The sequence below is a fragment of the Afipia sp. GAS231 genome (assembly GCF_900103365.1).
Lineage (GTDB): Bacteria > Pseudomonadota > Alphaproteobacteria > Rhizobiales > Xanthobacteraceae > Bradyrhizobium.
The window spans coordinates 4,077,396-4,101,678 of sequence record NZ_LT629703.1 but is presented as its reverse complement, the minus strand read 5'-3'; the positions used below and the strand labels follow the sequence as shown (position 1 = coordinate 4,101,678).

At 61.5% G+C, this 24,283-nt stretch carries 16 protein-coding genes; 10 read left to right on the top strand and 6 right to left on the bottom strand.

The annotated features are described in order from the left end of the window. Positions 1 to 9: 9 nt before the first annotated feature. Positions 10 to 1,500: a trehalose-6-phosphate synthase gene (locus BLS26_RS19305; protein ID WP_244541625.1), complete on the bottom strand. Its 1,491-nt coding sequence runs from the start codon at positions 1,498 to 1,500 to the stop codon at positions 10 to 12. 90 nt (positions 1,501 to 1,590) lie between these two features. On the opposite strand from BLS26_RS19305, the gene pks2 reads away from it, so the two are divergent. The 3 genes from pks2 (at position 1,591) to BLS26_RS19290 (ending at position 10,769) form a co-directional block, all read left to right on the top strand. Next, positions 1,591 to 7,872, top strand: coding sequence for a sulfolipid-1 biosynthesis phthioceranic/hydroxyphthioceranic acid synthase (gene pks2, locus BLS26_RS19300; RefSeq protein ID WP_305764648.1), 6,282 nt, complete (start codon positions 1,591 to 1,593; stop codon positions 7,870 to 7,872). Positions 7,873 to 8,085: 213 nt separating this feature from the next. Then, positions 8,086 to 9,375: a condensation domain-containing protein gene (locus BLS26_RS19295; protein ID WP_197681260.1), complete on the top strand. Its 1,290-nt coding sequence runs from the start codon at positions 8,086 to 8,088 to the stop codon at positions 9,373 to 9,375. Positions 9,376 to 9,473: 98 nt separating this feature from the next. Continuing rightward, positions 9,474 to 10,769: a glycosyltransferase gene (locus tag BLS26_RS19290; protein ID WP_092513712.1), complete on the top strand. Its 1,296-nt coding sequence runs from the start codon at positions 9,474 to 9,476 to the stop codon at positions 10,767 to 10,769. Here BLS26_RS19290 and BLS26_RS19285 read toward each other — a convergent pair. The 4 genes from BLS26_RS19285 to BLS26_RS19275 all read right to left on the bottom strand — a co-directional run bounded on the left by BLS26_RS19285 (position 10,743) and on the right by BLS26_RS19275 (position 15,385). Further along, entirely contained in the window at positions 10,743 to 11,906 is a 1,164-nt protein-coding gene (locus tag BLS26_RS19285) for a nucleotidyltransferase family protein (RefSeq protein ID WP_092513710.1), read from the bottom strand. The genes BLS26_RS19290 and BLS26_RS19285 overlap by 27 nt on opposite strands. Continuing rightward, entirely contained in the window at positions 11,903 to 13,060 is a 1,158-nt protein-coding gene (locus BLS26_RS19280; RefSeq protein WP_157676500.1) for a PqqD family peptide modification chaperone, read from the bottom strand. Before BLS26_RS19280 ends, BLS26_RS19285 begins: the two co-directional genes overlap by 4 nt. A gap of 249 nt (positions 13,061 to 13,309) precedes the next feature. Continuing rightward, positions 13,310 to 13,468, bottom strand: a complete 159-nt coding sequence (locus BLS26_RS35830) for a hypothetical protein (protein ID WP_157676499.1) — start codon at positions 13,466 to 13,468, stop codon at positions 13,310 to 13,312. A gap of 168 nt (positions 13,469 to 13,636) precedes the next feature. Next, the gene (locus BLS26_RS19275) at positions 13,637 to 15,385 is read right to left on the bottom strand and encodes an AMP-binding protein (protein WP_092518261.1); all 1,749 of its coding nucleotides are present in this window, start codon (positions 15,383 to 15,385) and stop codon (positions 13,637 to 13,639) included. 69 nt (positions 15,386 to 15,454) lie between these two features. Here BLS26_RS19275 and BLS26_RS19270 point away from each other — a divergent pair, with 69 nt between their 5' ends. The 3 genes from BLS26_RS19270 (at position 15,455) to BLS26_RS19260 (ending at position 19,024) form a co-directional block, all read left to right on the top strand. Further along, on the top strand, positions 15,455 to 16,792 hold the full coding sequence (locus BLS26_RS19270) for a hypothetical protein (protein ID WP_157676498.1): 1,338 nt from the start codon (positions 15,455 to 15,457) through the stop codon (positions 16,790 to 16,792). Between the two features lie 79 nt (positions 16,793 to 16,871). Next, complete coding sequence (locus BLS26_RS19265) at positions 16,872 to 17,828, top strand: glycosyltransferase family 2 protein (RefSeq protein WP_197681259.1); 957 nt, start codon at positions 16,872 to 16,874, stop codon at positions 17,826 to 17,828. 74 nt (positions 17,829 to 17,902) lie between these two features. Further along, a complete protein-coding gene (locus BLS26_RS19260) occupies positions 17,903 to 19,024 on the top strand; it encodes an LptF/LptG family permease (RefSeq protein ID WP_092513702.1) in 1,122 nt (373 codons plus the stop codon). 17 nt (positions 19,025 to 19,041) lie between these two features. On the opposite strand, the gene BLS26_RS19255 is transcribed toward BLS26_RS19260, so the two are convergent. Continuing rightward, the gene (locus BLS26_RS19255) at positions 19,042 to 20,226 is read right to left on the bottom strand and encodes a rhamnan synthesis F family protein (RefSeq protein ID WP_157676497.1); all 1,185 of its coding nucleotides are present in this window, start codon (positions 20,224 to 20,226) and stop codon (positions 19,042 to 19,044) included. A gap of 272 nt (positions 20,227 to 20,498) precedes the next feature. On the opposite strand from BLS26_RS19255, the gene BLS26_RS19250 reads away from it, so the two are divergent. From BLS26_RS19250 to rfbD, 4 genes are all read left to right on the top strand, one after another. Continuing rightward, the gene (locus tag BLS26_RS19250; protein WP_092513698.1) at positions 20,499 to 21,332 is read left to right on the top strand and encodes an ABC transporter permease; all 834 of its coding nucleotides are present in this window, start codon (positions 20,499 to 20,501) and stop codon (positions 21,330 to 21,332) included. Continuing rightward, complete coding sequence (locus BLS26_RS19245; RefSeq protein WP_092513696.1) at positions 21,301 to 22,650, top strand: ABC transporter ATP-binding protein; 1,350 nt, start codon at positions 21,301 to 21,303, stop codon at positions 22,648 to 22,650. Before BLS26_RS19250 ends, BLS26_RS19245 begins: the two co-directional genes overlap by 32 nt. A 108-nt stretch (positions 22,651 to 22,758) precedes the next feature. Next, entirely contained in the window at positions 22,759 to 23,313 is a 555-nt protein-coding gene (gene rfbC / locus BLS26_RS19240; protein WP_092513694.1) for a dTDP-4-dehydrorhamnose 3,5-epimerase, read from the top strand. After that, on the top strand, positions 23,313 to 24,218 hold the full coding sequence (gene rfbD / locus BLS26_RS19235; protein WP_092513692.1) for a dTDP-4-dehydrorhamnose reductase: 906 nt from the start codon (positions 23,313 to 23,315) through the stop codon (positions 24,216 to 24,218). Before rfbC ends, rfbD begins: the two co-directional genes overlap by 1 nt. The last annotated feature ends 65 nt before the right edge of the window (positions 24,219 to 24,283 follow it).

Genomic DNA, 24,283 nt, shown 5'->3' with positions numbered 1-24,283 from the left:
CTGTCAGCGTCAACGCAGTATCATCCGCGGCGGGTTTGCCGGCACCGACGGCGAGCGGCGGGCCTCCGAAAGTGCATCCAGGAACGCGGAGAACCAGTTTTGCAGCGAGCCGCGCTTCAATTTTGTTACCATTTGCTGCCAGCGTTCGCGGCGTTCTTCAATGGTCATAGCGAGCGCCCTGGCAATCTGCAGCGCCATACTGTCGACGTCGTGCGGATCGACCAGAAGCGCTGCGTCGAGTTCTTTGGCTGCGCCGGCAAATGTCGACAATATCAGAATGCCCGGATCGACCGGGTTTTGCGCGGCGATGAATTCCTTTGCCACCAGGTTCATGCCGTCGCTAAAAGGCGTCACCAAGCCGACCTCCGCGGTCCGATAAAGCCCGGCCAGCGTCGACTGTGAAAATTCCTGGTTGAGATAGCGGATTGGCGTCCAGTCGGACTGACGATGCCGGCAGTTGATCTCCCTCACCAAAGTGTCGAGATCGGCTTTCAGTTCGCGATAGGCGCGAATATTGGCGCGCGACGGGGCTGCGACTTGTAGAAACGACACCACGCGCTTCAGGCCCGGCTCGATCTCCAGCATCCGGCTGAAGGCGCGGAAACGGCTAGCCAGGCCTTTCGAATAATCGAGCCGGTCGACACCGAGCACGAACTTTGAGCTTTGCAGGCTCGCGCGCAACCGCAACACGTCCGGTTGCTCGATGGCGACGGTCGCGCGCGCGGCGAATTCGTCGACGTCGATACCAACCGGGAAGGTCGCCAGCTTGGTCCAGCCCCATGCGCTGGCGATCATGTCATTCTTGACGGTTACGCCCAGTTCGTACCGCAGGTAATCCTCGAAGTTCTGGCGGAATTCGATCGTCTGGAAGCCCACGAGATCGTAGGCCAGCATCTCCTGCACCATCTCGCGATGATGTGGCACTGCCGCCATGCAGCGGCGGTCCGGCCACGGCGTGTGCAGAAAAAATCCGATCGGACGCTCGATTCCAAGCCGGCGCATTTCGGCGCCAAGCGGGAGAAAATGATAATCGTGGATCCAGAAAATGGAGTCCGGCTTGTCAAAGCGCATTAGCGCCCGCGCCATGAAGGCGTTGACTTCGCGATAGGACCCGAAGTGATCGGCCGTAACGTGGATGAGATCGACACGCGAATGTAGTACCGGCCAGAGAACAGAATTGGCGAAACCCTCATAGTAGTTGATATAGTGCTGTATGGGCGGGTCGACGACGACGATCGCGCCAGTGCCGAGGGCCCGGATATCTGCACTGGAATTTCTCGCCCGACACGCGCTGCTCACGTCACCGCCGAAACCGAGCCAGGTCGCACCATGCCTGCTGACCATCGGGATTAGTGCTGCCTCCAATCCTCCCGAGATTGGTTCACCGGCTTTTGCTCCTGCCACCCGATTGGAAACGACGACCACGCTCACGACAGCCTCCCGAGACGGCAAAACGTTGATTCGGCAGCTCCATGGTGGGACACGGTTGCCAGCTCGCACATAAAAATTCGGTTATATTTATCAAAGCCCTGACTAAGAGTGTGCAGCAGTGATAGGAACTTGGGAATAGGCAGGGAGAGGCGGGGGAGCGTGGACAAGGCAAGTGTGACTGCGGTCGCCGTCATCGGGATGGCGTGCCGGCTGCCGGGCGACATCAACTCCCCAGATCTCTGTTGGGAAGCGCTGCTGCGTGGTGACGACCTCGTCACGGAGATTCCCGCCGACCGCTGGGACGCTGACTACTACTACGACCCCGAGCCGGGGGTGCCGGGCCGGTCGATATGCAAGTGGGGCTCTTTCCTGGACGACATCGGCGGCTTCGACCCGGATTTCTTCGGCATCACGGAAAAAGAAGCGACGGCGATGGATCCTCAGCATCGGTTGCTGTTGGAAACCGCGTGGGAAGCCATGGAACACGCCGGGCTCACCAAGCGCACGATCGCCGCTGAAACAGGAGTCTTCGTCGGATTAAACTACGGCGACTACCAATTCGTGCACATCGCCACCGACGCCTTCGACGGACCTTATGGAAATACAGGCACCATTTCCTGCATGGCGTCCGGGCGGATTGCTTATGCGCTCGGGCTGCGCGGGCCCGCGGTCACAGTGGACACCGCATGCTCGTCCGGCCTGTTCGCGATCCATCAGGCATGCCGCAGCCTGAACGACGGAGAGAGCAAGCTTGCATTCGCGGGCGGCGTCAACGTCATGATGGAGCCGCGCAGGTCCGCATCGGCGTCGGCGGGGGGCATGCTGTCGGGCACCGGGCATTGCCATGCGTTCGACGCCAAAGCAGACGGCTTCGTGTCTGGCGAGGGTTGCGTCGTCCTGTTGCTCAAGCGCCTGCCGGACGCGCAGCGGGATGGCGACCGGATTCTCGGTGTGATCCGCAGCACCGCGGCCAACCATAACGGCCACACCACGAACATCGCGATGCCCTCCGGCAAGGCGCAGACCGCGGTGTACCGCGCGGCTCTTGCCGCAGCAGGCGTAGACGCCGGCACCGTCGGCATGGTCGAGGCGCACGGCACGGGTACTCCGGTCGGTGACCCAATCGAGTATACTAGCCTTTCCGAGGTCTACGGCCTCGACAACCCCTGCGTCCTCGGCGCCTCGAAGACCAATTTCGGGCACACTCAAGCGGCCGCCGGTGCGCTGGGGATGATGAAAGCGCTGCTTTCCGTCCGGCATGGCGTCGTCCCCAAGAACCTGCACTTCGAAGCCTTGCCTGATGCATTGGCCAGGATCGACACCGGGCTGTTCGTGCCGAAAGAGACGACGCCGTGGCCGCTGGATGACGGACAGCCGCGACGTGCGGCGGTCTCGGCGTACGGGATCTCCGGAACGAATGTGCACGCGATCGTCGAGGAGGCACCCAAGCCGCTTTCCGGCAACGGCGCGGCCATCAAACCGGGCCGCGACGGCCCCCTGCTGTTCCCGCTGACATCCTCGTCGACCGTGGGACTGCAGCAAGCCGCTGGGCGGCTAGCCGACTGGGTCGAGGCGCAACCGTCGGACCTGGCGACGCCGGACCTGGCCTACACGCTTGCGCGCCGGCGTGGTCACCGCTCAGTGCGGACAGCCGTGCTTGCCAGCACCAACGCGGAGCTGGTAGCGGCGCTGCGGAAGGTCGCCGAAGGTGATGCGATATACCAGGAAGTGGTGGGGCAGGACGAACGCGGTCCGGTCTGGGTGTTCTCCGGCCATGGATCGCAGTGGGCCGCAATGGGCGCGGACCTGCTGGCGAACGAGCCGGCATTCGCGGCGGCCATCGCCGAAATGGAGCCACTGATCGCTGCCGAATCCGGCTTCTCGGTAACCGACGCGCTGACCTCACCCGAGAAGGTGACCGGCATCGATCAGATCCAGCCAGCGATCTTCGCCATGCAGGTCGGGCTGGCGGCCACGATGAAATCCTACGGAGTCCGGCCTGGGGCGGTCATCGGCCATTCGATGGGCGAGTCCGCGGCCGCTGTCGTCGCGGGAGCGCTGTCGCTGGAAGACGGTGCGCGGATCATCTGCCGCCGCTCGCGACTAATGACCAAGATCGCCGGTTCAGGCGCGATGGCGTCGGTAGAGCTGCCTGCCCAGCAAGTACTTTCGGAACTCATGGCGCACGGCGTCGATGACGTCGTGGTGGCGGTGGTGGCCTCTCCGCAATCCACGGTTATTTGCGGCGCAACCGAGACAGTCCGCAAGTTGGTCGCGTCATGGGAGAAGCGCGATGTGATGGCCCGCGAGGTTGCGGTCGACGTGGCATCGCATTCGCCGCAAGTCGATCCGATCCTCGACGAACTCTACGAGGTTCTGGCGGAGATCGAGCCGTTGACGCCGAACGTTCGGTACTACTCCGCCACCTCGTTCGACCCTCGCGAAGAGCCTTACTGCGACGCCAACTACTGGGTCGACAACCTGCGCCACACGGTGCGTTTCTCGGCGGCGGTGCAGGCGGCTCTGGAGGACGGCTTCCGGGTCTTCGGTGAATTATCACCCCACCCGCTGCTGATCCATGCGATCGATCAAACCGCCCGCAGCCTCGATATGACCGTAGCTGCAGTTGCCGCGATGCGGAAGGAGCAGCCGCTACCCCACGGGCTGCGCGGGTTGTTGGGCGACTTTTTCGCCACCGGTGCCATGGTCGACTTCTCCCTGCTCTATCCCGGTGGACATCTGATGGATGCCCCACTGCCGGCCTGGACCCACCGGAGCTTGTTGTTGAGCCGCGAGGGTCACAGCTCCAGCGCGTTGCGTTCGAGCGTTGCGGTTCACCCGTTGATGGGCCAGCACGTACGCTTGCCCCAGCAACCCGATCGCCACGTTTGGCAGGCCGAAATCGGTACCGCGACGCTGCCCTGGCTGGGTGACCATCAGATCCACGGCAAGGCCGCCCTGCCGGGTGCGGCGTACTGCGAGATGGCGCTCACCGCGGCCCGCACCATCTTCGGCGAGGCATCCGGGGTTAGCGGTGTCCGCTTCGAGCAGATGCTGCTCCTCGACGAGCACGGGCAAATCAGCCTTGGCGCAACCGCAGAGGTGTCCGGCACCTTCGCGTTTGTGGTGGAGACCAATGAGGACGGGATGCAAGCGCGGCGCGCTTCCGCAGTGTTGCACAAGGCCGACGATGAAGAGCGGCCCGCCGCCGAGGACATCGACGAGTTGCTGGCCGCGCACCCGACCCGTGTTGAAGGTACGAACCTCCGGGAGGCGATGGACCTCCGCGGCATTCAATACGGTCCGGCATTCGCCGGCCTTGCCGCCGCTCACACTGCTGAGGGAAACAGCACCACGGTGTTGGCCGAGATCGGTCTGCCCAGCGCGGTCCGGACACAACAGAGCAGTTACGGCGTGCATCCGGCACTGCTCGATGCCTGCTTTCAGTCGGTCGCCGCCCACCCCAGTGTTGTGAACGCCAGCCTCAGCGGCCTGCTGCTGCCGCTCGGTGTCCGGCAGCTGCGGGTTCACGGCCCCCTCAGCACGGCCCGCTACTGCTACTCGAGGGTGACGGCGACCGGTGGCGCCATCGAGGCCGACCTCGACATCCTGGATAAGCAAGGCAACGTGCTGCTGACGGTGCGCGGACTGCAAATGGGCACAGGGATCTCGCCCGGCGCCACGCAGGCCCGGGTGATGGCCGAGCGGTTGCTGACCGTGGAATGGCAGCAACGCGACCTGCCGGAGGTGGGCACCACCGGGACTGGCGCCTGGCTTCTGGTCACCACGTCCGATGCCGCCGATCTCCTGGCGGCGGCGCTCACCGATGCGATGAAGCCGCGCGAGGCGGAATGCACCACGCTGTCCTGGCCCCGGCGGGCCGACCATCGGGCGATGGCCGGGCGGCTGCGCGCAGAGATCGAAAAAGGCGGGTACGCCGGCGTGGTCGTGATCACCGGGCCGAAGAACGGAAATGCGGACGGAGAAAGCGCCGCGCGTGGCGGTGAGTACGTCCGCCACGTGGTGCGCATCGCCCGCGAACTGCTGGACATCGAGGGCGCGTCGCCTCGGCTTTACGTCATCACCAGGAATGCTCAGAAGGTGCTGTCGGACGACACTCCCAATCTGGACCAGGGCGGACTGCGCGGCCTGCTCCGTGTGATCGGCATCGAGCACCCGCACCTGCAGACCACTCACATCGATGTTGATGAGCGCACCAGAACCGATCAGGTGGTACGCCAGTTGTTGCTGATGGCGCCGGGGGAAGACGAAACGGCGTGGCGCAACGACGCGTGGTACACCGCGCGCCTGTGCCCTGCTCCGCTGCACCACGACGAGCGCCAAACCACCGTCGCGGAACACGATCGCGACGGCATGCGGATGCACATCCGAACTCCGGGTGACCTGCAAACGATGGAATTCGCCGCTTTTGACCGCAGCCCGCCGGGTCCCGGGCAGATCGAGGTCGCGGTCACCGCCTCGAGTATCAACTTCGCCGATGTTCTCAACGCGTTCGGGCTCTATCGGAGCCTCGACGGGACCTTGCCCCGGCTGGGCACGGATTTCGCGGGCGTGGTGACGGCCGTCGGATCCGACATCACCAACCACAAGATCGGCGATCACGTCGGCGGCATGTCGGCCGACGGCTGCTGGGCCACGTTCGTCACCTGTGATGCGCGTCTGGCCACCAAGCTGCCGGAGGGCATGACCGACGCCCAGGCCGCCGCGGTAACCACGGCCCACGCGACCGCATGGTACGGCCTGGACGGCCTTGCCCGTATCAAGGCTGGCGACAAGGTACTGATCCACTCCGGAACCGGTGGCGTGGGACAGGCTGCGATCGCGATCGCGCGTGCGGCGGGTGCCGAGATCTTTGCCACCGCCGGCAGCGAGCAGCGTCGACAGCTATTGTGCGACATGGGAATCGCGCATGTCTACGACTCGCGCAGCGTCGAGTTCGCCGATCAGATCCGTCGCGACACCGATGGGTACGGCGTGGACGTCGTGCTCAACTCGGTGACGGGCGCCGCGCAGTTGGCAGGGCTCGATCTGCTCGCGCCGGGCGGACGGTTCGTCGAGATCGGCAAGCGCGACATCTACGGGGACACCAAACTGGGACTCTTCCCGTTCCGTCGCAACCTCGCGTTCTGGGGCCTTGACCTGGGACTGATGTCGGCCAGCCATCCGCAGCAGGTCAGCGGGATCCTGAGCACCGTGTACCGGTTGATCGCCGAGGGTGTGCTGCCGATGCCCGCGAGCACGCACTATCCGCTCGCCGATGCGGTAACGGCGGTTCGTGCGATGAGCGCGGCCGAACACACCGGCAAGCTCGTCCTCGACATCCCGCGGGCCGGACGCAGCAGCGTGGTGCGGCCGCCCGAGCAGGTTGCGGCTTTCCGGCGGGAGGGCTCCTACATTATCACCGGTGGTTTGGGCGACCTCGGACTGTTCCTGGCCGAGAAGATGGCCGCCGCAGGCGCCCGCCGGATCGTGCTCAACTCTCGTTCCGAGCCTACGGTAAAGGTGCTCGAGACAATCGAACGCATCCGTTCGATTGGGTCCGATGTGTTGGTGGAGCGCGGTGACATCGCTCAGGCTCATACCGCGGAGCGTTTGCTGGCGACGGCGACCGCAGCCGGACTTCCGCTGCGTGGCGTGCTGCACGCGGCCGCCGTGGTCGAGGACGCCACGTTGACGAACATCACCGACGAACTGATCGACCGCGACTGGGCGCCCAAGGTGCACGGCGCGTGGAATCTGCACGAGGCTACCGCGGCCGCGGAGCTGGACTGGTTTTGCGTGTTCTCGTCGGCGGCCGCGCTGCTGGGATCGCCGGGTCAGGGTGCCTACGCGGCTGCCAACAGCTGGCTGGATGCATTCGCCCACTGGCGGCGCGCACAGGGCCTGCCGGCCACGGCAATTGCCTGGGGCGCCTGGGGAGAGATCGGCGGCGGGGCGAAGTTTGCCGAAGACAGCGGCGCCGCAATCACTCCGGACGAGGGCGCATATGCATTCGAGCAGCTGCTGCGCCACAACCGCAGCTACACTGGCTATAGTCCGCTCATCAAAACACCGTGGATCACGTCCATAGCGGAACGCAGCAAGTTCTTCGAGATGTTCAAAGCCGCGGGGAAAAAGCACTCAGGCTCGGGCAAACTGCGCGCTGAACTCGCCGAGCTGCCGCTCGACGAGTGGCCCGCCCGGCTGCGGCGTCTGCTCTCGGAACAGATCGGTCTGAGCCTGCGTCGCAGCGTCAACCCGGACCACCCGCTTTTCGAGTACGGTCTCGACTCGCTGGGCAACCTCGAACTGCGCATTCAAATCGAGAACGTGACGGGGGTTCGCATCACCTCTACGGACATCACAACCGTTCGAGGCTTGGCGGATCACCTGTTCCAGAAGATGGCCCCCAAGGAAGAGAATCCCGCAAGGCCCGCGTAACGCAGATCCTCCGTCGACGGACGGTGCACTGCTTCAGGATATCAGGAAAGGGAAAATGTGTTTTTAGGTGGAGGCTCCGATCACGACGGGCTACGAGTAGGCAGCGCCTACGACTGGAATCCGGGACCAGGTTCAGTCGTTACCTGGGGGCCAACACCCCGCAGCATTGAAAACGCCCGGCTGGCGCCAATAAGCCCGGTACCTCCCAGCTCGATGCAGGCAGGCCATCTTCGTGGCTATGTCGAGTTCCGGGAGCGAAGCCTCGATTATTCACGCACGGTCATGGGCTCGTGGGATGTGCCCGGCCGCTGCGATATTCGCGTCATCACCTACGTCCTCAACGCGCACCTTCGGCGCCACGCGACGTACCGCAGCTGGTTCGAATACAAGGACGCCCAGAACATCGTCCGACACACCATCCAGGATCCTCGCGATATTCAATTCGTCGCTAAAGAGTATGGCGTGATGACGCAGCTCGAGTGGCGAGATCACGTGTTGGCCACGCCCGACCCGCTGCAATGGGATTGCTTCAGGTTCGGCGTCATCCAGTACCAGGACCGCTTTACGTTGTACGCGTCGGTCGACCATCTCCACTGCGACCCGGTGCTGATTGCCAGCTTTTATGTAGAGATCTTGATGAACTACAACGCCCTCCTGGAAGGCAAGGCACCGGTCACGCTGCCACCAGCAGCCAGTTATGACGATTTCTGCCTGCGGGAAAGCCAATATGTATCGGGAGTGACGCTGGAATCGCCCGAGGTGCGGAAGTGGATCGAGTTCGCGGAAGCCAACGGCGGAACGCTGCCGGACTTCCCGCTGCCGCTCGGCGAGCAATCGATGCGAGACGGCGGGGAAGTCCACGTGAGGCGGCTATTGGGTCCGGAGCAGACGGCTCGGTTCGAAGCCATTTGCCGGCAGACCGGCGTGAGGTTCAGCGGCGGTTTATTCGCCTGCGTGGCCCTTACGCATTACGAGTTAACCGGTGCGGAAACGTATTACGGACTCACTCCCATCGATAAACGAAAGAACCCGGCGGATTTCATGACGATGGGATGGTTTACCGGCGTGGTACCGTTCACCGTTGCCATCCGCCCGAACTCGTTCGAGGAAACCGCCCGCGTGGCCCAGGCGTCGTTCGACGCAAATATCGACCTGGCGAATGTACCGTACGACCGGGTGCTGGAATTGGCTCCCGGGCTGCGAAGACCTGGACCTCAGTTCACCATGATGAACTATATGGACGCAGGACTTCCTCCGCTTTCTGCCATCGTCGCAAGCGCAATGAAGGGCGTGAATGCGACTGCGTTCACCGACGGCAGAAACCCGGCGTTCGCCTACTCTACGGTTTACCGCCTGTTCGACGAGGTCACGATCATGGTCTCCTATCCGAAAAACCCGATTGCCCGGGAATCCGTCAGGCGCTACACGGAGGCGCTAATGTCTGTGTTCCACCGTGCCGTCGGTGACGGCTTGGCCGGGGTGCCGGTTCGCGTAGCCAGTTAGGCATCGAAGATTTGTAGGCATCGAAGTTTTGTAGGCATCGAAGATTTGGCCCACATCGAAAAACTGGCCCACGTATCTGGCAGCGGAAAGTTGCGCCGGTGAAGTTCGTTTTGGCAGCCCATGGGACTCGCGGCGACGTCGAGCCCTGTGCCGCGGTCGGTGTGGAACTGCAACGCCGCGGCCATGACGTCCGAATGGCGGTCCCGCCCGACCTGGTTGACTTCGTCAAGTTGGCCGGGCTGTCCGCCGCCTCCTATGGGCCGGACTCGCGAGAGCAAATCATTGCCGTCGCGGATTTCACCCATAACGCCTTCAAGATCCAGAACCCGGTCATCTTCGCGCGTGCCGGCAAGGAGCTCTTCGTCAAGGGCTGGGCCGAGATGAGCCGGACGCTTACCTCGCTAGCCGGCGGGGCGGACCTGCTGTTGACAGGCCAGACCTATCACGGGCTCGTCGCGAATGTCGCCGAGTACCACGACATTCCAGTGGTGGCATTGCACCATTTCCCAGTGCGGGTGAATGGCGAGGCCGGGCTTCCCTTCCTGCCTTCACCGCAGCCGTTGGTTCGCACGACGATAAAAGCGGTATGGTGGTTGTATTCACACATCACCAAAGCCGATGAAGAGGCGCAACGCCGGGAGCTCGGCCTGCCGCCCGCGTCGGTCACTGCAAGCCGGCGCATGGCAGAAAGCGGAACGCTTGAAATCCAGGCCTACGATCAGGCGATCTTTCCCGGGCTTGCGGCGGAATGGAACGGCGAACGCCCCTTTGTCGGCGCGCTGACCTTGGAGTTGACCGCCGATACCGATGATGAGGTAGCGTCCTGGATCGCCGCGGGAAAACCGCCGATCTATTTCGGTTTTGGCAGCACGCCCGTCCAATCTACTGCCGAGACGGTGGCCATGATTGCGGACGTTTGCGCCGAACTGGGCGAGCGGGCGCTGATCTATTCCGACACCGGCAGATCCGAACCCCGTTCACATCCCGATCACGTCAAGCTCGTCGGCCAAGTCAGCTACACTAAGATCTTGCCCATGTGTCGCGCCGCCGTCCACCATGGTGGCGCCGGGACCACGGCCGCCGGCCTGCGGGCTAGCCTCCCGACGTTGATCCTGTGGGACGTGGCCGACCAGTTCATCTGGGCGACCCAGATCAAACGACTGAAGGTCGGCTCCGCCAAGCGTCTTTTGAACCTCAGCCGGAAATCCCTCGTCAAGCAGCTCCGCAAAATCCTAGCACCCGATTGCAAAGCGCGGGCTCGCGAGATCGCCCCGCGGATGACCAACCCCGCCGCTAGTGTCGCCACCGCCGCCGATCTGTTGGAACAGACCGCCCGCGGGGCGCGTGAGAGTAGCGGCCGCGCGCGATCAGTCCTTGGACAAGCCGCGCCATAGGGTCCGGGACCTATTGGCGATCCCGCGCAAAGGTGCCGCAAGCCGCCACGATCGCGACGTCAAAATTGCAGCCAGCGCGCTTCTGGTGTCTTCCAGTTCGGACTGAGTTGCAGCCAGTGCGCTTCTGGTGCTTTCGAGTTCGGACTGAAGGAAACTCGAATGCGTCAATAGTCTGTCACATGTCACTTGCAGGCGCTCGATTTGAAAATGGAAGCCATCGCGCGATTCCGTGTTGCGCAACTCTGCCATGGCGTCCCTCCGTGGCGGGTGGCTCAGTTGAGGCGCCGTCTGGCCGAACAATTCGCTGACCAGGTGAAGATACGTCGCGAGCACCTCGCCTGCATCAGCGGCGGAGAATCGACGATCGAGTTCGTTCCAGTTGATTGCCCGCTCATGGCACGCCCGGAGCAGCGCCAGATCAACAACATGGCGAAGCTGAACCTTATTCAGGATGTATAATTCGTGGAAAATCTCGCCGTGAAAGATGATATGACCGGCGTTCCGCGTCGGCTCCGGCAGCAGCACGCGCTGACCGCGAAAACGAACCGATCGAGCCATCTCGCAAAACCAGTCCGTTGCGATCACGGCATCGGCGGACCGGCTGATAACATCGGTGTGCAATTCCACTCCGGTCCCGGTTTCGGGATCCAGCAGCATAGGCAGATGGTGGTGCGTTGGCGGCGATACGGCTGACCACTTGGTGTCGAATCCGACAGCCTTCAATGCGGCGCAAGCCTCAGCCGATCGACTTCTCGGAATCAGAATGTCGATGTCACCCAAAATTCGCATAGAAGGCTGCGGATAGACTCCTTCAACAAGAAGCGCGGCGCCCTTCAGAAGCACTGGCTCGATATCAATCGCATTGAGCAGGCCGGCAACGCGTGCCAAGGTTGAAAGAATTTTCTCGTTGCGTTTCTTGTTTAGCGCAAGCGCAGCCTCGAAATAATTGCGAACATCGCAAGGAGCATCGATTTCCGGATCGAAACATGCCGCCAGCGTGGGGGTCGCGTAATGGAAGCTCGCTACTTCGATAATCAACTCCCAGGTTACGTCGGCCTGGTGCGTATGCTCCTCGCCACCAAGAAGCCCGGCGCGGAGATACGAGCAAACAGTTGTAAAGGCTTCCCAACGCGTCATGCGATCGCTCGTTCGACAAGCTGCACGGCATCATCGAGTGTGCCGTAACAGATCGCATGGGCGGGTGTGTCATCGAGCCAGTCAAGGAAGGATTTCACCCTTGCCTCGGTGATCGGATAGCCAAGCCAGACCCGATCGATCAGCAGATTTTGGATCGCGTCAAATTGTGAGAGGCTGCGCTGTTTCGGCGCCGTGCCTGCGATAAACCGCGGAAATATGAGAGCTCGCAATTTCACCGCCGTCGCGTCCCACACTTCGGCGGCAGGGACCAGGAGCCGCGCCTCGGTGCCCTTTGTGGAATAAGCCGGAGCGTTCCCCAATTCCGGAAATCGAGATTTCAGAAGTTCTTTGCTGCCGGGCTTTATGCTGAGCGGCAGCGGCCACGGCACGATCTCGCCGTCGGGCTCGGATACGGGCACCGCGTCGTCGCTGAGATAGTCGAAACCCCGGCTGACGAGACCTGCCGCCAGCGTCGTCTTGCCGCTTCCGGACGGCCCGGCAAGCGCGAGACCAATGCCGTTGCGCGCGACGGCCGCGCCATGAATGACCGCGCGCCAATGCACATTCGGGTGGATACATTCGAGGACTGAGTGCCACAGGCCGCCGATGAGCAGGCCCGGATTGCTGGTGCGCATCCGTTCCAATCCGTCACGGATGATCACGGCCTCGGTGGATACGCTGCCTCTAATTTCGATTCTTGTCTGCGGCCGCGCGCCTGGAGTCTCCAGATGGCTGAGAAACAGCCGGACCGAAGGCAGATCGGTCTCGACCGCGAATGCCATCGCTATTCCGCCGATGGTGCAGATCCATTCCGAGGCCCATCTCGCCGGCGCACCGCGATATCCATCGACGGCGCCAGACTCAAATTCGTCCGCAGCCGGTCCGGTCCCGGCGCCGGCGATGACGCCCTGCGCGCGCCATTGTGCAAGGATCAATCGAAGGTCTGCTCGTGCGCGCGACCGTGGGATTCCCCACGCCCGTTCGAACTCGGACTCCAAATCCTCAACAGGCCGGCCGGCCTCGATCAATTCCCACGCGAAGCGCGCCGAATCATTGTAAGCGAAGAGGCAATTGGAACTGATGTCGAGAAGCAGCAGGCCGCCGTCGATCGGAAACTTGCGTACCCACGCTGACGGTCGGATGTCGTCCTGCAATTTGATAAGAGCTCCGTTGAGGGTTCCTCAACGCCCTGGGTTTCCGCCTAGCGTTCCTGGGAGGAGCCGAGTGGATATCGGTTGCAGCCGGTCGGATCCCGGGGATTCGCTCGAAGCATCACTGCCGGGGTCCCCGGCCACAAAGTCTCAGAAGAACAAAGTCTCAGAAGAATCGCATGTAAACGTCGCTCAGGATTGCGCCCAAGTCGCACCTGCCGTCGCCCGATCCTCCATGCGTCAAGATCGCGCTCAGGTTCCGCTTATGGCGGCCGCCCGTTCGCTCAACAGCATGGCCAGCATCACCGGCGCCGTATATTTCGCAAAGCGACCCAACGCTTCGCGTCGCGTCGGCTCTTGCGATTGCTCCGCGGCGTCGTCATCCGCCCCGCGCTCATGATCGTCGCTCAAGACGCAGTCCTCGCTCATGGTTCCATCGAATTATGCATCAGCCGATTTGACTTGGCAAGCCGGCAGCCGGCAGGCCAGCGAAGCAATGATTCAAAGACGGGATCGTATTGGACAAAGTTCACCTGGAGCGTATTCGAGATCGCCGGATTATCGGACCCCAGCGTGACACTAGGCATCCACTCTTGTGAACTTGTTTTGCCGATACAGCTCGACACATTGAGATCGCCTGATCTTGCCGCTGGTGGTAACCGGGATCGAGCCGGGCGAAACCAGAACCAGATCCGCCACACTCAGACCCCGAGACTCTGAAATTGCCGACGTGACTTCGCGTTTCAGGATGCGCAGTCGGTCCACCTCCTCGTCGGAGACGCCCCGCTTCCTGAGTTCGATGACCACGACCAGCTTTTCGATGCCCTTGTCGGGAACGGCTATCGCTACGCAGCGGCCGGCGGTGATATCCCGGATCGTCATCTCGATGTCTTCGGGAGAGTGATTGCGCCCGTAGACAATCAGCAGGTCCTTGATGCGGCCGATGATGAACAGCTCTCCATCGGAGAAGAAGCCGGTGTCTCCGGTTCTCAGCCAGGGAGCTTCGGGGGTTTGCTGGGACGGGTCGGCAATCTTTGCCCCGAACGTGCGCTGACTCTCTTCTGGCTTGTGCCAATACCCGGTAGCCACGTTGTCGCCGTGCACCCAGATCTCCCCGACCGTTCCATCCGGGCACTCGCTATTGGTATTCGGATCGACGATGCGGACCAGCATCGATCCCGGAGTACCGTAACTGACCAGCGGCGTGCCACTTCCGGTTTCGCATCGGTTCGCCTGGCCGGCAGCCAGTTTCTCGACGTCGAAGTTGGCGATCTCGGGGGGTTTGGCCGCCCGACGCGTCGCGATGTACACTGTAGCTTCCGCCATGCCGTACGACGGCCGCAGTGCCTTTGGATCAAAGTTGAAGGCCGCAAACCGGTCAGCGAATAGCTTGAGCGTCGCGGGCTGCACCCGTTCGCTGCCGTTGAGAATCGTGTGCACGCCCCCGAGATCAAGCCCGGCCATGTCGTCATCGGACGTCTTCTGCGCCGCGAGTTCGTAGGCGAAATTCGGCGCTCCCGAAATCGCGCCACCGTTGCGCGCCAGCAACTGCAGCCAGCGGGCAGGTCGCCGGAAGAAACCCATCGGGCTGGTGAGCAACGTCGGCGTACCCGCCAGGATCGGAAAGACGACCCCCAATTGCAGGCCCATGTCGTGGTAGAGCGGCAGCCAGGATACGATGGTGCTGTCCCCCGGGAGGACTCCGCCCTCGGCCGCAAAGAAGTCGGCCATCATCTGCCTGAAGTTGGCGAAGACGTTCTTGTTGGAGACCATGACGCCTGCCGGCGTCCGGGTGGATCCGGATGTGTACTGCAAATAGATGCAATCCGCCTGGTCATTCGCGCCCCGAATTCTTGGGCTCGTTACTCGCTGACGAGAATCGAGATCCAGCAGATCGACTTCGATGATCGCAGGCGCGAATTGCCCGCGGTGCGACTGCAGCGACGCGCTGACATTGTCGATCACCGCAGACGTGGTCAGCACAACAGAAGGCGACGCATCGGCCAGCACCGAAACTACACGTTCGTCATGAACGCGACCGTTCGGAACCGACAGCGGCACCGCGACACGTCCCGCCTGCAGCGCGCCCAGAAAACTGACGACATAGTCCAGGCCCTGCGGAGCCAGTATGAGCACGCGATCCCCGGCCGACCCGCGGTGCTTGATCTGCTCACCAAGATTCACCACGCGCCGATACAACTGCGACCAGGACAAGGTCAGCGGCACGCCCTTCCGATCCTGGTCGTAGTCAACGTAGGTATACGCCGTTTCGTTGGGCTGGAGGCTGGCGCGCTCGCGCAGCACGGCGGTTAGCGAAGACTGGGCCACGGACAACAAGCTACCTTCGTCTACGCACTGCCTTGTGCACCGCGACGCAAATAAACTACCGTGGACGCGATGGACAATCGACTGGCGCACATGGACCAATCCTCCTTTCTCGCTCTGCGGGCACTTGGCCAAGGGGCAATCGTGCAGTTCAACTGGATATATAACCGGCCGGTAAATGTCGATGGGTTGCGCCGTTTCCACCGTGGTCTGGGATACGGGTTGCTGGGACGACGGGTCGAGCGGTCTCCGTTGCCCTTCGCGCGCGATCGATGGGTCGCCTGTCGCGGGCCCGAAGACATCGAGATCGCCGAATCCCCCCATCCGCGAAACGATCTGAACACTTGGCTGCTGGAGCGCGCGAGCCTGCCGCTGGACCCGGAGTACGGACCCTGCTGGCGCATCGGCGTACTTCCATTCGAGGACGGCGGGAGCGCGGTTTGTCTGACCGTTTCGCATACCCTCGCGGATGGGCTTGGGATCGTCCAGGCGATGGCCGATGCAGCCAGCGGGACGCCGCGCAACCTCGACTATCCGGATCCCGGTTCGCGCACGCCTCGCCAGGCGCTGCTTGAGGATGCGCGGCAGACCATCGCGTCGACACCGGAGCTGGTGCGAGCGATGGCAGCTGCGATGCGGATCGGCTGGCGCCAGCGCCGCCAGGTCGCCGCGTCGATCGCAGCGTCACCTCCGCCGCCGCGAACAGATGGAAACGATCAGCGCGTCGTTGTGCCCAGCCTGACTGCTTATGTCGACCTGGCGGAATGGAATGAGCGCGCGACGGCTCTCGGCGGGAATGCCGCTTCTCTGCTCGCAGCATTCGCGGGCAGACTGGGCGTGCGAATGGGGCGCGTTCGCGACGACGGATCGGTCACGCTTTCGCTCCCGGTCAGCGACCGCTCCGAAGGTGACACGCGCGGCAACGCCCTGATGTTTCTCTCCGTTTCGGTTGACCCGACGCGCTTGTCGTCCGATCTTCGGGAGATCCGCGTCAAAATCGGGCAGGCCCTCGCCGACCTGCCGGAGACCTCCAAGGAGATGTTGGGACCGTTGCCGCTGACCTCGCTTACTCCGAAATGGGCGGCGCGCGGCGCGGTGGGAATCGGGTTGGGTACCGCAACCATTCCGATCGGCTGCTCCAATCTCGGCGACCTGCACCCTCCATCGAACCGCGCCGATGGCACCGACGCCGACTACATGCATTTGCGTTTCTTCGAACCCGGCATGAGCCAGCGCACGCTCGAACGCATGGGCGGCCAGCTGCTCGTGGTCTCAGCGCGGGTCCACGGAAAGATCTCCATCTCGGTCAACGCATATCGGAACGGCCGGACAAACTCCCAGGATACGCTGCGGGAGGACCTGTCCCGGACATTCGCCGAATTCAACTTAACCCCCGAGATGTCGGACTAGTGGCAGCCCGAACATTGTGGGCTGATGGCGACCGGGTGGCGTGGTGCGCTATCGCTTCGCTCGATTGGGAATGGCAGAGATGAGCACCGACGATGCCGACGACCTGACGGCTAATCCGGCGATTTCGGTATGCGTGCCGACATACAACAACAGCGCCACGCTCGTGCGGTGTCTGCGCACTATTCTCGATCAGGACGGCGTCGACTTCGAGATTGTGGTGGTTGACGACGATTCTTCAGACGGCTGCGCGGCCATCGCGGCAACGATGCTGCGACCTGGCGATCGTCTGATCCGCAACGATACTCGGCTCGGCCTCAACGCAAACCACAACAAATGCATTGAACTCGCGCGGGGCACCCGCATTCAATTCGTGCACGCGGACGACTGGCTGCTGCCTGGAGCCCTGCAGCGACTGGCGTCATGCTTTGATGACCCGGCTGTCGGGCTGGCGTTCGCGCCTCGGCGTATCGTGCAGGATGACCTCCCGTGGCGGTACCGAACGGTGAGCAAGCCGCACAAGTTCTTTCCGGCGCTCCGCGAACACAACAAGGGATCGTCATTGGTCGCACAGATGATGTTGATGGGCGGCGCCGGCAACTGGATCGGAGAACCGACTTCCGTGATGTTTCGACGCGAGCTGGCGCTGGCCGTGGCAGGCTTGCGCGACGACATCTACCAGCTCGTTGATATGGACCTCTGGTTTCGCCTGATGCTGAGATCGGCGGTCTGTTTTGTGCCCCACGAACTGTCCGTGCGCACCCACTGGGACGGCACGGAATCGATACGTAACGCGAGGACCGGCCGAGGCTGGCTCGACCATCTGCGCATTCTCACCTGGCTGATGGTGGATCCGGCGTCGACCCGGGCAATTCAGGTGTTCGCCGCGGTATGGTGGCCGCTTATCTGGCTCGCCCTGTACGTGCAGGTCGCGCTGTTCGGGCCGCGGCGATGGTCACGTCTGAAGACGCTGGTGCGCGCCCCCGTTCAAGAGTTCGCCCATGCGCGGCGGCTGGCCATGAGGCTTTCACGGCGCTAAAGCGCACGTTTTACATCACCCGACAGACGTAATAGGTTGCGCAATTCTCATGCTTGCGGACCAGCCTCGTTTCCATGACGATCCAGCGACATATGTTCGTCCAGTTGCTTGTGGCGCTACTCGTCGTAACCAGTGCCCTGTCGAGCGTACTAACGCTTGGCTTTGTATTTGCGAGCGCTCCGTCAGCCGTCCTTTATTCCAAGGCCATACTTCCGGTTTTCTTCGGCGCGCTTACAATCAATTTTTGCAACGTTATGCCCGTCGGCATGGCCGTCGCGGCAACATGGTACTACACCAACCTTGTCGACGATCATGCCGTTGATGTGCTCTACGCGACGGGGTTTTCTCATTTCTCCGTCATTCTGCCTGCACTCCTGCTGGCGGTGTTGGCCGCAGCCGCTGGATTTTATCTCTCCCTTGTCGAAGTCCCGCGTGGCTGGAGCCGCGTTCTGGACGCGATCTACATTGGGACTCACAACGTCGATCCTTCGACGCTCGAGCCGCAGCATTTCTATACGCTGAATGATAATAGCCGCACTTTCTACTTCGGTCGCCGGATAGCCGACAATGAGATTGCCGAGGTGTTCATGCAGGAGCGAGCCAAGGACGGAGGTGAAAGATCGATCAGCTCTCAGTCCGGAAATTTTGTAAGAACGCCCGGGAAGACCCTGCTCTATCTCGTCGACGCCGTACTGCAAACGCGAAAGGCAGGCGAGCGGGCGCCCGCAATTGTCAGCGTCGACAAGCTGTGGATCGATTCGGGTATGCGCGGCAGCGCTACGCCTGAACGAAATGCGAAGTATCTGGCTGAACTGGATTTGTCTGCTTTTTCTGCCGGATACGATCAGGGCGACGCAAATTATCACCGTGAATGGATAAGAGAGGCATTCAAGCGAACGATCTCGCCAATCCTGACCGTGATCTATCTGCTGGCCGGTGTCCGTCTCGCGCTAATCGGTCTCGGTGGCAGACAGGAGAGACCTTGGAAATTATACGTCGTTTGCGTGGGGGTCATCGTCCACCACGCGATCCTTCTTCTCACCATAGATGCACTGATCGGTTTGGACGGAAGACTGGCCTGGGCGATTATCGCTGCGATCGTGATCGAGATCTGTATGGGGATCGCCGTCAATTCCGCGCCCCCAACGGCTTTCAGGGGCGCCCTCGCGCCATCGTCAGGTCCACCGACGCACTGACCTGATCGACGAGCAGTTTACGACGGCGGCACATTTTCGACTGGCAGCATGGCATCGGAGATCAACGACGTATCGTAACTCGTATAACGGTCGAGAAAGCCCTTCCAGTAACCGGCACTCGCCAACTTCATTGGGTTGTCTCGAATGAGCTGTCGCTTGATAAACGGACAACGCGAGCGGGCGATCAGCTGATCCCAGTAAAAATGGGTCGGGTTGCACCGGCGGAAACTTCTTGATTTCCGCAGCCTGTCAAACGGACAGACCGCGTTGCCGCGAAACCCCGAGCGGCGCAGCGACTGCGAGAGTGAAATCTCGCCCCTGCGGATAATCGATCGCTTTGTCAGACTTGCGAAATCCACCGCAAACACTTTGCGAAAAGCTTCGCTTCGTGCCACGTCGCCGCGAAAGCAAAGAAAGTATGATTGCAGATGCCAAGCCATTTCATAGGAGTCGGTAATCCCCCAGAAGTCCCAGTTCTCGGCAAATTGCGAATTGAATACAGGCTCAAGATCAAAAATCGGACCAAACACGCTGTCGTTTGCCAGCAATAGCCAATCCACCTCTGCCAACGGGACAACGTGATGCAACGCCCATTGCCACGAAGCGAAGTCCAATCCAGCGTTCTCACGGCAATGCACCCTAACGCCGCCACGTTCTACGTCGCGTCGATCAGAAGCGCTCAGATTGGGAGATGTGCTCACCAGGTGCACCTCGAAACCGCACCGGCCGAGTTCGGACAGGTATCGCTGCACATAAGGCAGTATCCGACCGGCGGCATCGAAATGGCTGAATACGCAGACAAGCCGCAGGTTTCCGGAGCGCTTGGGTTGGGAAATCGGCTCGTGCCGGGGGTCTCGCCCTTCTCTTGCGCCGCGCAGCATGAAGTGTTCGAGCGCGGTCAATCCGCTCGCATGCGCGTCGGGGTAGCGGCGGAAATAATCTGCGGTGCTGAAATCCGGGTTAGGATCGAGCCCTTCACCGGCTCCTCGGGCAAGATAGTGGAGAATCGGAACGTTGCCGCGGTCTGCTGCTTCGGGCCGTTTCGCAACATACCATTCGGTGTCGAAGAGCGGATTGGGGTCAAGCAGGCGCCCCAACGAGACGTGGTGCCAGGCCGCATCCATGCGCCGAGCGAGCGGCCATACGGATGCGGGCCGGAACGAATCCGAGTTGTTGAGCCCGTACCAAACGGAATCGAACAAGCCTGACCGCGTCAGTTCGTCGTGCCGGCGCCTCACGGATGAGAATGGTAGGTAAGCCTCTAGCCCCATTACGTTTCTATCGCCAGCTGGGATTTCCGGCCTTGAGAGTCTTGACCGGGATCATCGGATGCAATGTAAGTGAAAATCTGAGGTTACGCAGCTACAGGTTCTCTGTCACTCCGGTTTTCGGCTGGCGACGACCGCTCCTGTGCAATTGCATTGTAGACGGGGCTGAATAACACTAACCGGGTTCTGCCCACGGGAAAAACAAATTGGAGACGCTCGGCGCCCAGACGATGGACAAGAAGTTTCCCGGTTTCTTCGCCGGCCTCGCCTCGGCGTGGCGCCATCGCGAACTGGTAGTCCGTCTCACCATGGGTGAACTCTTTTCCGCCTATCGCGGGTCGCTGTTCGGCTGGTTCTGGCTGGTGGCAGCCCCACTGGGTCTGCTTGCGTTCTATTCGGTTTCGACCGCTTCCATCGCGCCAGCGACGAATAGGGGTGACTACCTCGCCTACCCGCTCTTCATCTTTTGCGGCCTGATCTATTTTCAGACGTTTTCGGAACTTTTGCTCCGCGCTCCCAGCATGCTCGCGGGGCATGTCCAAATGCTCAAGAAGACGATGTTTCCGACCGAAGCACTGGCCTGGATAGCGCTGGTCCGCTCATCGATTTCGACCGTCATACTTTTAGCCATCCTGATCAGTTTCTCCATCGTAGTTCGCGGCCATCCGGCACCGGCCATTGTGCTCCTGCCGATCATTTTCGTAAGCTTCTGCCTGACCATGCTTGGCATGGTGTGGGTGCTCTCGATCATCGGCGTTTTCGTGCGCGATTTATCGTATTTCATCGCGTCGATTATGCCGGCACTTCTGCTCGCCACACCGCTGTTCTATTCGCCCTCAGACGTACCGGCAGGCATTCGGCCGCTCCTTTATCTTAATCCGTTGACCTTCTACATCGAGGCGACGCGGGATATTTTGGTCCGAGGCAACGTTCCGAGCTGGTCCAACCTCGTCGGCGCAGTGACGCTTGCCGTGATCATGTTCCGGCTAGGCTACGGATTTTTCATCTATGCTCGGCATCGGGCAGTCGATGAGCTCTGACGTTGTCATTCGGGCACGCGGACTGGGTAAGGCGTTTGAGCTCTACCAACGGCCGCTCGACCGCGCCAAACAGTTTCTGCTGGGCAAGCGCGGGAAATACTTCGAGGAGTTCTGGGCGGTTCGGGACGTGAATCTTGAGATTCGCCGCGGGGAAAGCCTCGGCATCATCGGCCGGAACGGCGCCGGCAAATCGACTTTGCTGCAGTTGATCTGTGGAATCGTTGCGCCCACATGCGGCACATTGTCGGTTCAAGGCAAAATAGCCACCATGCTGGGGCTCGGCGCCGGCTTTTCGCCGGAGTTGAGTGGGCGTGAGAACATCTACATAGCCGCTACGGCGCTCGGTCTCTCATCGGCCGAGATTCGAAAGCGCTTTGATTCGATCATCGATTTTGCCGGGCTCGGTCCGTTCATTGAGCAGCCACTGCGCCATTATTCATCCGGCATGCAGGCCCGGCTCGCCTTTGCGATTTCCGTCCATGTTGATGCCGACATCCTGGTGATCGACGAAGTACTCAGCGTCGGCGATGCCGCATTCGGCGCCAAATGCATGGAGTTCATTCGTAATTTCCAAACACGCGGAACAATCCTGCTGGTTTCACATGATCTCCCTGCCGTCGCCAACGTGTGCAGTCGCGCCATCTTTGTCGACCACGGTTCGATCAAGGCTGACAGCTCGCCTGCAGATGTGATCCACGAATATGTGTCGTCGACCTATGCCTCCACAGACACCGGCGGAACATTTCGAACCGGGGTCGGTCATGAGCCACCGGACGTCGACGCGACAGTCGACGTGCCCGGCGAAGGACAGCTAAATCCAGGCGCTCAATGGTTCGGCACGCGCGGTGCCACGATCGTCGAAGTCGCGTTTACGGATAGCAATCAACGGCCGCTGAGCCTGGTGCGCGGCGGAGAGCAGGTTGTGCTTCGGATAAGCGCACGGGCGGAGGACGATCTGGCACTTCCCATCGTTGGATTCATTGTTCACGACCGCATGGGTCAGGATGTCTTCGTCAGCAATACCTTCTTGTCGCACGCGGGCGACCCCATACGAATTTCCGCCGGCTCAACCTTCGTGGGCGAATTCGGTTTTGAGATGCCCAGACTCAAGGCAGGGCAATACTCGCTTTGCGTCTCGGTCGCCGAAGGCACGCAGGAAAATCACATCCAACACCACTGGATCAATTCTGCAATCTTGTTCGAGGCTGCACCGATAGAGCCGATTTTTGGCGTCTTCACAGTACGGACGCCACTCAACCGCATTCGGCTGCTTGGCAGCAGCCAGGCGCTGCAGTCGGCTCCGGCGAAGCAAGAATGAGTCCCGGCGAGCCCTCTTGGCTCTGCTTTCGAGACATAACAGATGGCGCGCGACAGCCGAATTTGTTATGGCGAACTGAGTTTACCTCCCACCCCTTGTATTTAGCCGATGAATGTCATTGTTGCCGATCTCCCTGAAGTCCTGATTATCGAACTCAAGCTTTTCGGTGACCAGCGGGGCTTCCATCTCGAAACCTTTCAGGTGGGCCGTTACACGGACTGCGGTGTCTGTCGGCCATTTGTGCAAGACAACATGTCGCGCTCGGCCCGGGGCGTGCTGCGGGGGCTGCATCTGCAAAACCCGAGCACCCAAGGCAAGCTGGTGAGCGCCATGCGCGGCCGAGTGCTGGATGTTGCCGTAGATGTACGCCTCGGTAGCCCGAACTTCGGGCGCCATGTCGCGGTCGAGCTGAGCGAAGAGAACCGCAGGCAATTGTGGATACCGCGGGGATTTGCGCATGGCTTTCTGACTTTGTCAGAGACGGCGGATTTCTTTTACAAGTGCGACGAACTCTATAGTCCGAAGGACGAGATCGTCGTGCGCTGGGATGACCCGGCAATTGGAATTGCCTGGGGCATGGAGAACCCGCTGCTTTCGACCCGGGACGCAGCGGCACCGCTGCTGTCGCAGGTCGCAAATCTGCCTGTCTACGGCCAGGTTTGATGCGCATCCTCGTCACCGGTGTGACGGGGCAGGTTGGCAAGGCGCTGACCGAAAGGCTCTGCAGGCTCGGCGATGTCATTCCAGCCGACCGTTCGGTCCTCAACCTGGCCGAGCCCAGTACGCTTCCAGAGGCACTTGACCGTCTTTCGCCGGATCTGATTGTCAATCCCGCGGCCTACACCGCGGTCGACCGCGCGGAAGACGAGCGCGAGCTCGCCTTCATCGTCAATGGTGAAGCTCCCGGTGTTATCGCCCGATGGGCGTCGCGCAGGCAAGTTCCTCTCGTTCACTTCTCGACCGACTACGTGTTCGACGGTCAAGGCGAAACACCATGGCACGAGGATAGCCCGCCGGCTCCCCTATCGGTTTACGGCGCCAGCAAGCTCGCCGGAGAAGAGGCCATCCGCGCTGGCGCTGGACCCCATTTGATCGTTCGGACATCCTGGGTCTACGCGGCGACGGGCGTCAATTTCCTGAAGACGATCGCGCGTTTGGCCTGCGAGCGAACGGAATTGAAGGTCGTCGCAGATCAAGTCGGCGCGCCAACCTCGGGGCGGGTTATTGCCGACGCCATCGCCGGCATACTCGCCGCAGACAGCACCAATCTTCCGCAACGCTTCGCCAAGGCAAACGGCCTCGTGAATATAGCAGCGTCGGGCGAAACCAGTTGGCACGGCTTTGCTGCCCGGATTATCGATGGTTTGCGCGCGCGCGGGATCAAGCTTGCGGTCCAATCGATCGCGCCTTTGCGAACTGAGGAGTTTCCAACGAGAGCGAAGCGACCACATAATTCTCGCCTGGATCTGACGCGGCTGAACGCGGCGTTTGGCTTGATCGCGCCGTCGTGGGCGGATTCGCTTGAACCGGAGCTTGATAAGCTCGCGCGAGAAATGCGGATTGAGTAGGCCGAGCAAGCGCTGAGCTCTGATTGCGGGGACTCTTTTGGCTACTGCTCCAAACTGGATGTCAT

Excerpts from the sequence above, each read along its gene's own strand:
- BLS26_RS19245 (WP_092513696.1), top strand. The coding sequence starts at position 21,301 with ATGCTCGGCATCGGGCAGTCGATGAGCTCTGACGTTGTCATTCGGGCA.
- BLS26_RS19265 (WP_197681259.1), top strand. The coding sequence starts at position 16,872 with ATGAGCACCGACGATGCCGACGACCTGACGGCTAATCCGGCGATTTCG.
- BLS26_RS19270 (WP_157676498.1), top strand. The coding sequence starts at position 15,455 with ATGGACAATCGACTGGCGCACATGGACCAATCCTCCTTTCTCGCTCTG.
- BLS26_RS19260 (WP_092513702.1), top strand. The coding sequence starts at position 17,903 with ATGACGATCCAGCGACATATGTTCGTCCAGTTGCTTGTGGCGCTACTC.
- rfbD (WP_092513692.1), top strand. The coding sequence starts at position 23,313 with ATGCGCATCCTCGTCACCGGTGTGACGGGGCAGGTTGGCAAGGCGCTG.
- rfbC (WP_092513694.1), top strand. The coding sequence starts at position 22,759 with ATGAATGTCATTGTTGCCGATCTCCCTGAAGTCCTGATTATCGAACTC.
- BLS26_RS19285 (WP_092513710.1), bottom strand. The coding sequence starts at position 11,906 with ATGACGCGTTGGGAAGCCTTTACAACTGTTTGCTCGTATCTCCGCGCC.
- BLS26_RS19295 (WP_197681260.1), top strand. The coding sequence starts at position 8,086 with ATGCAGGCAGGCCATCTTCGTGGCTATGTCGAGTTCCGGGAGCGAAGC.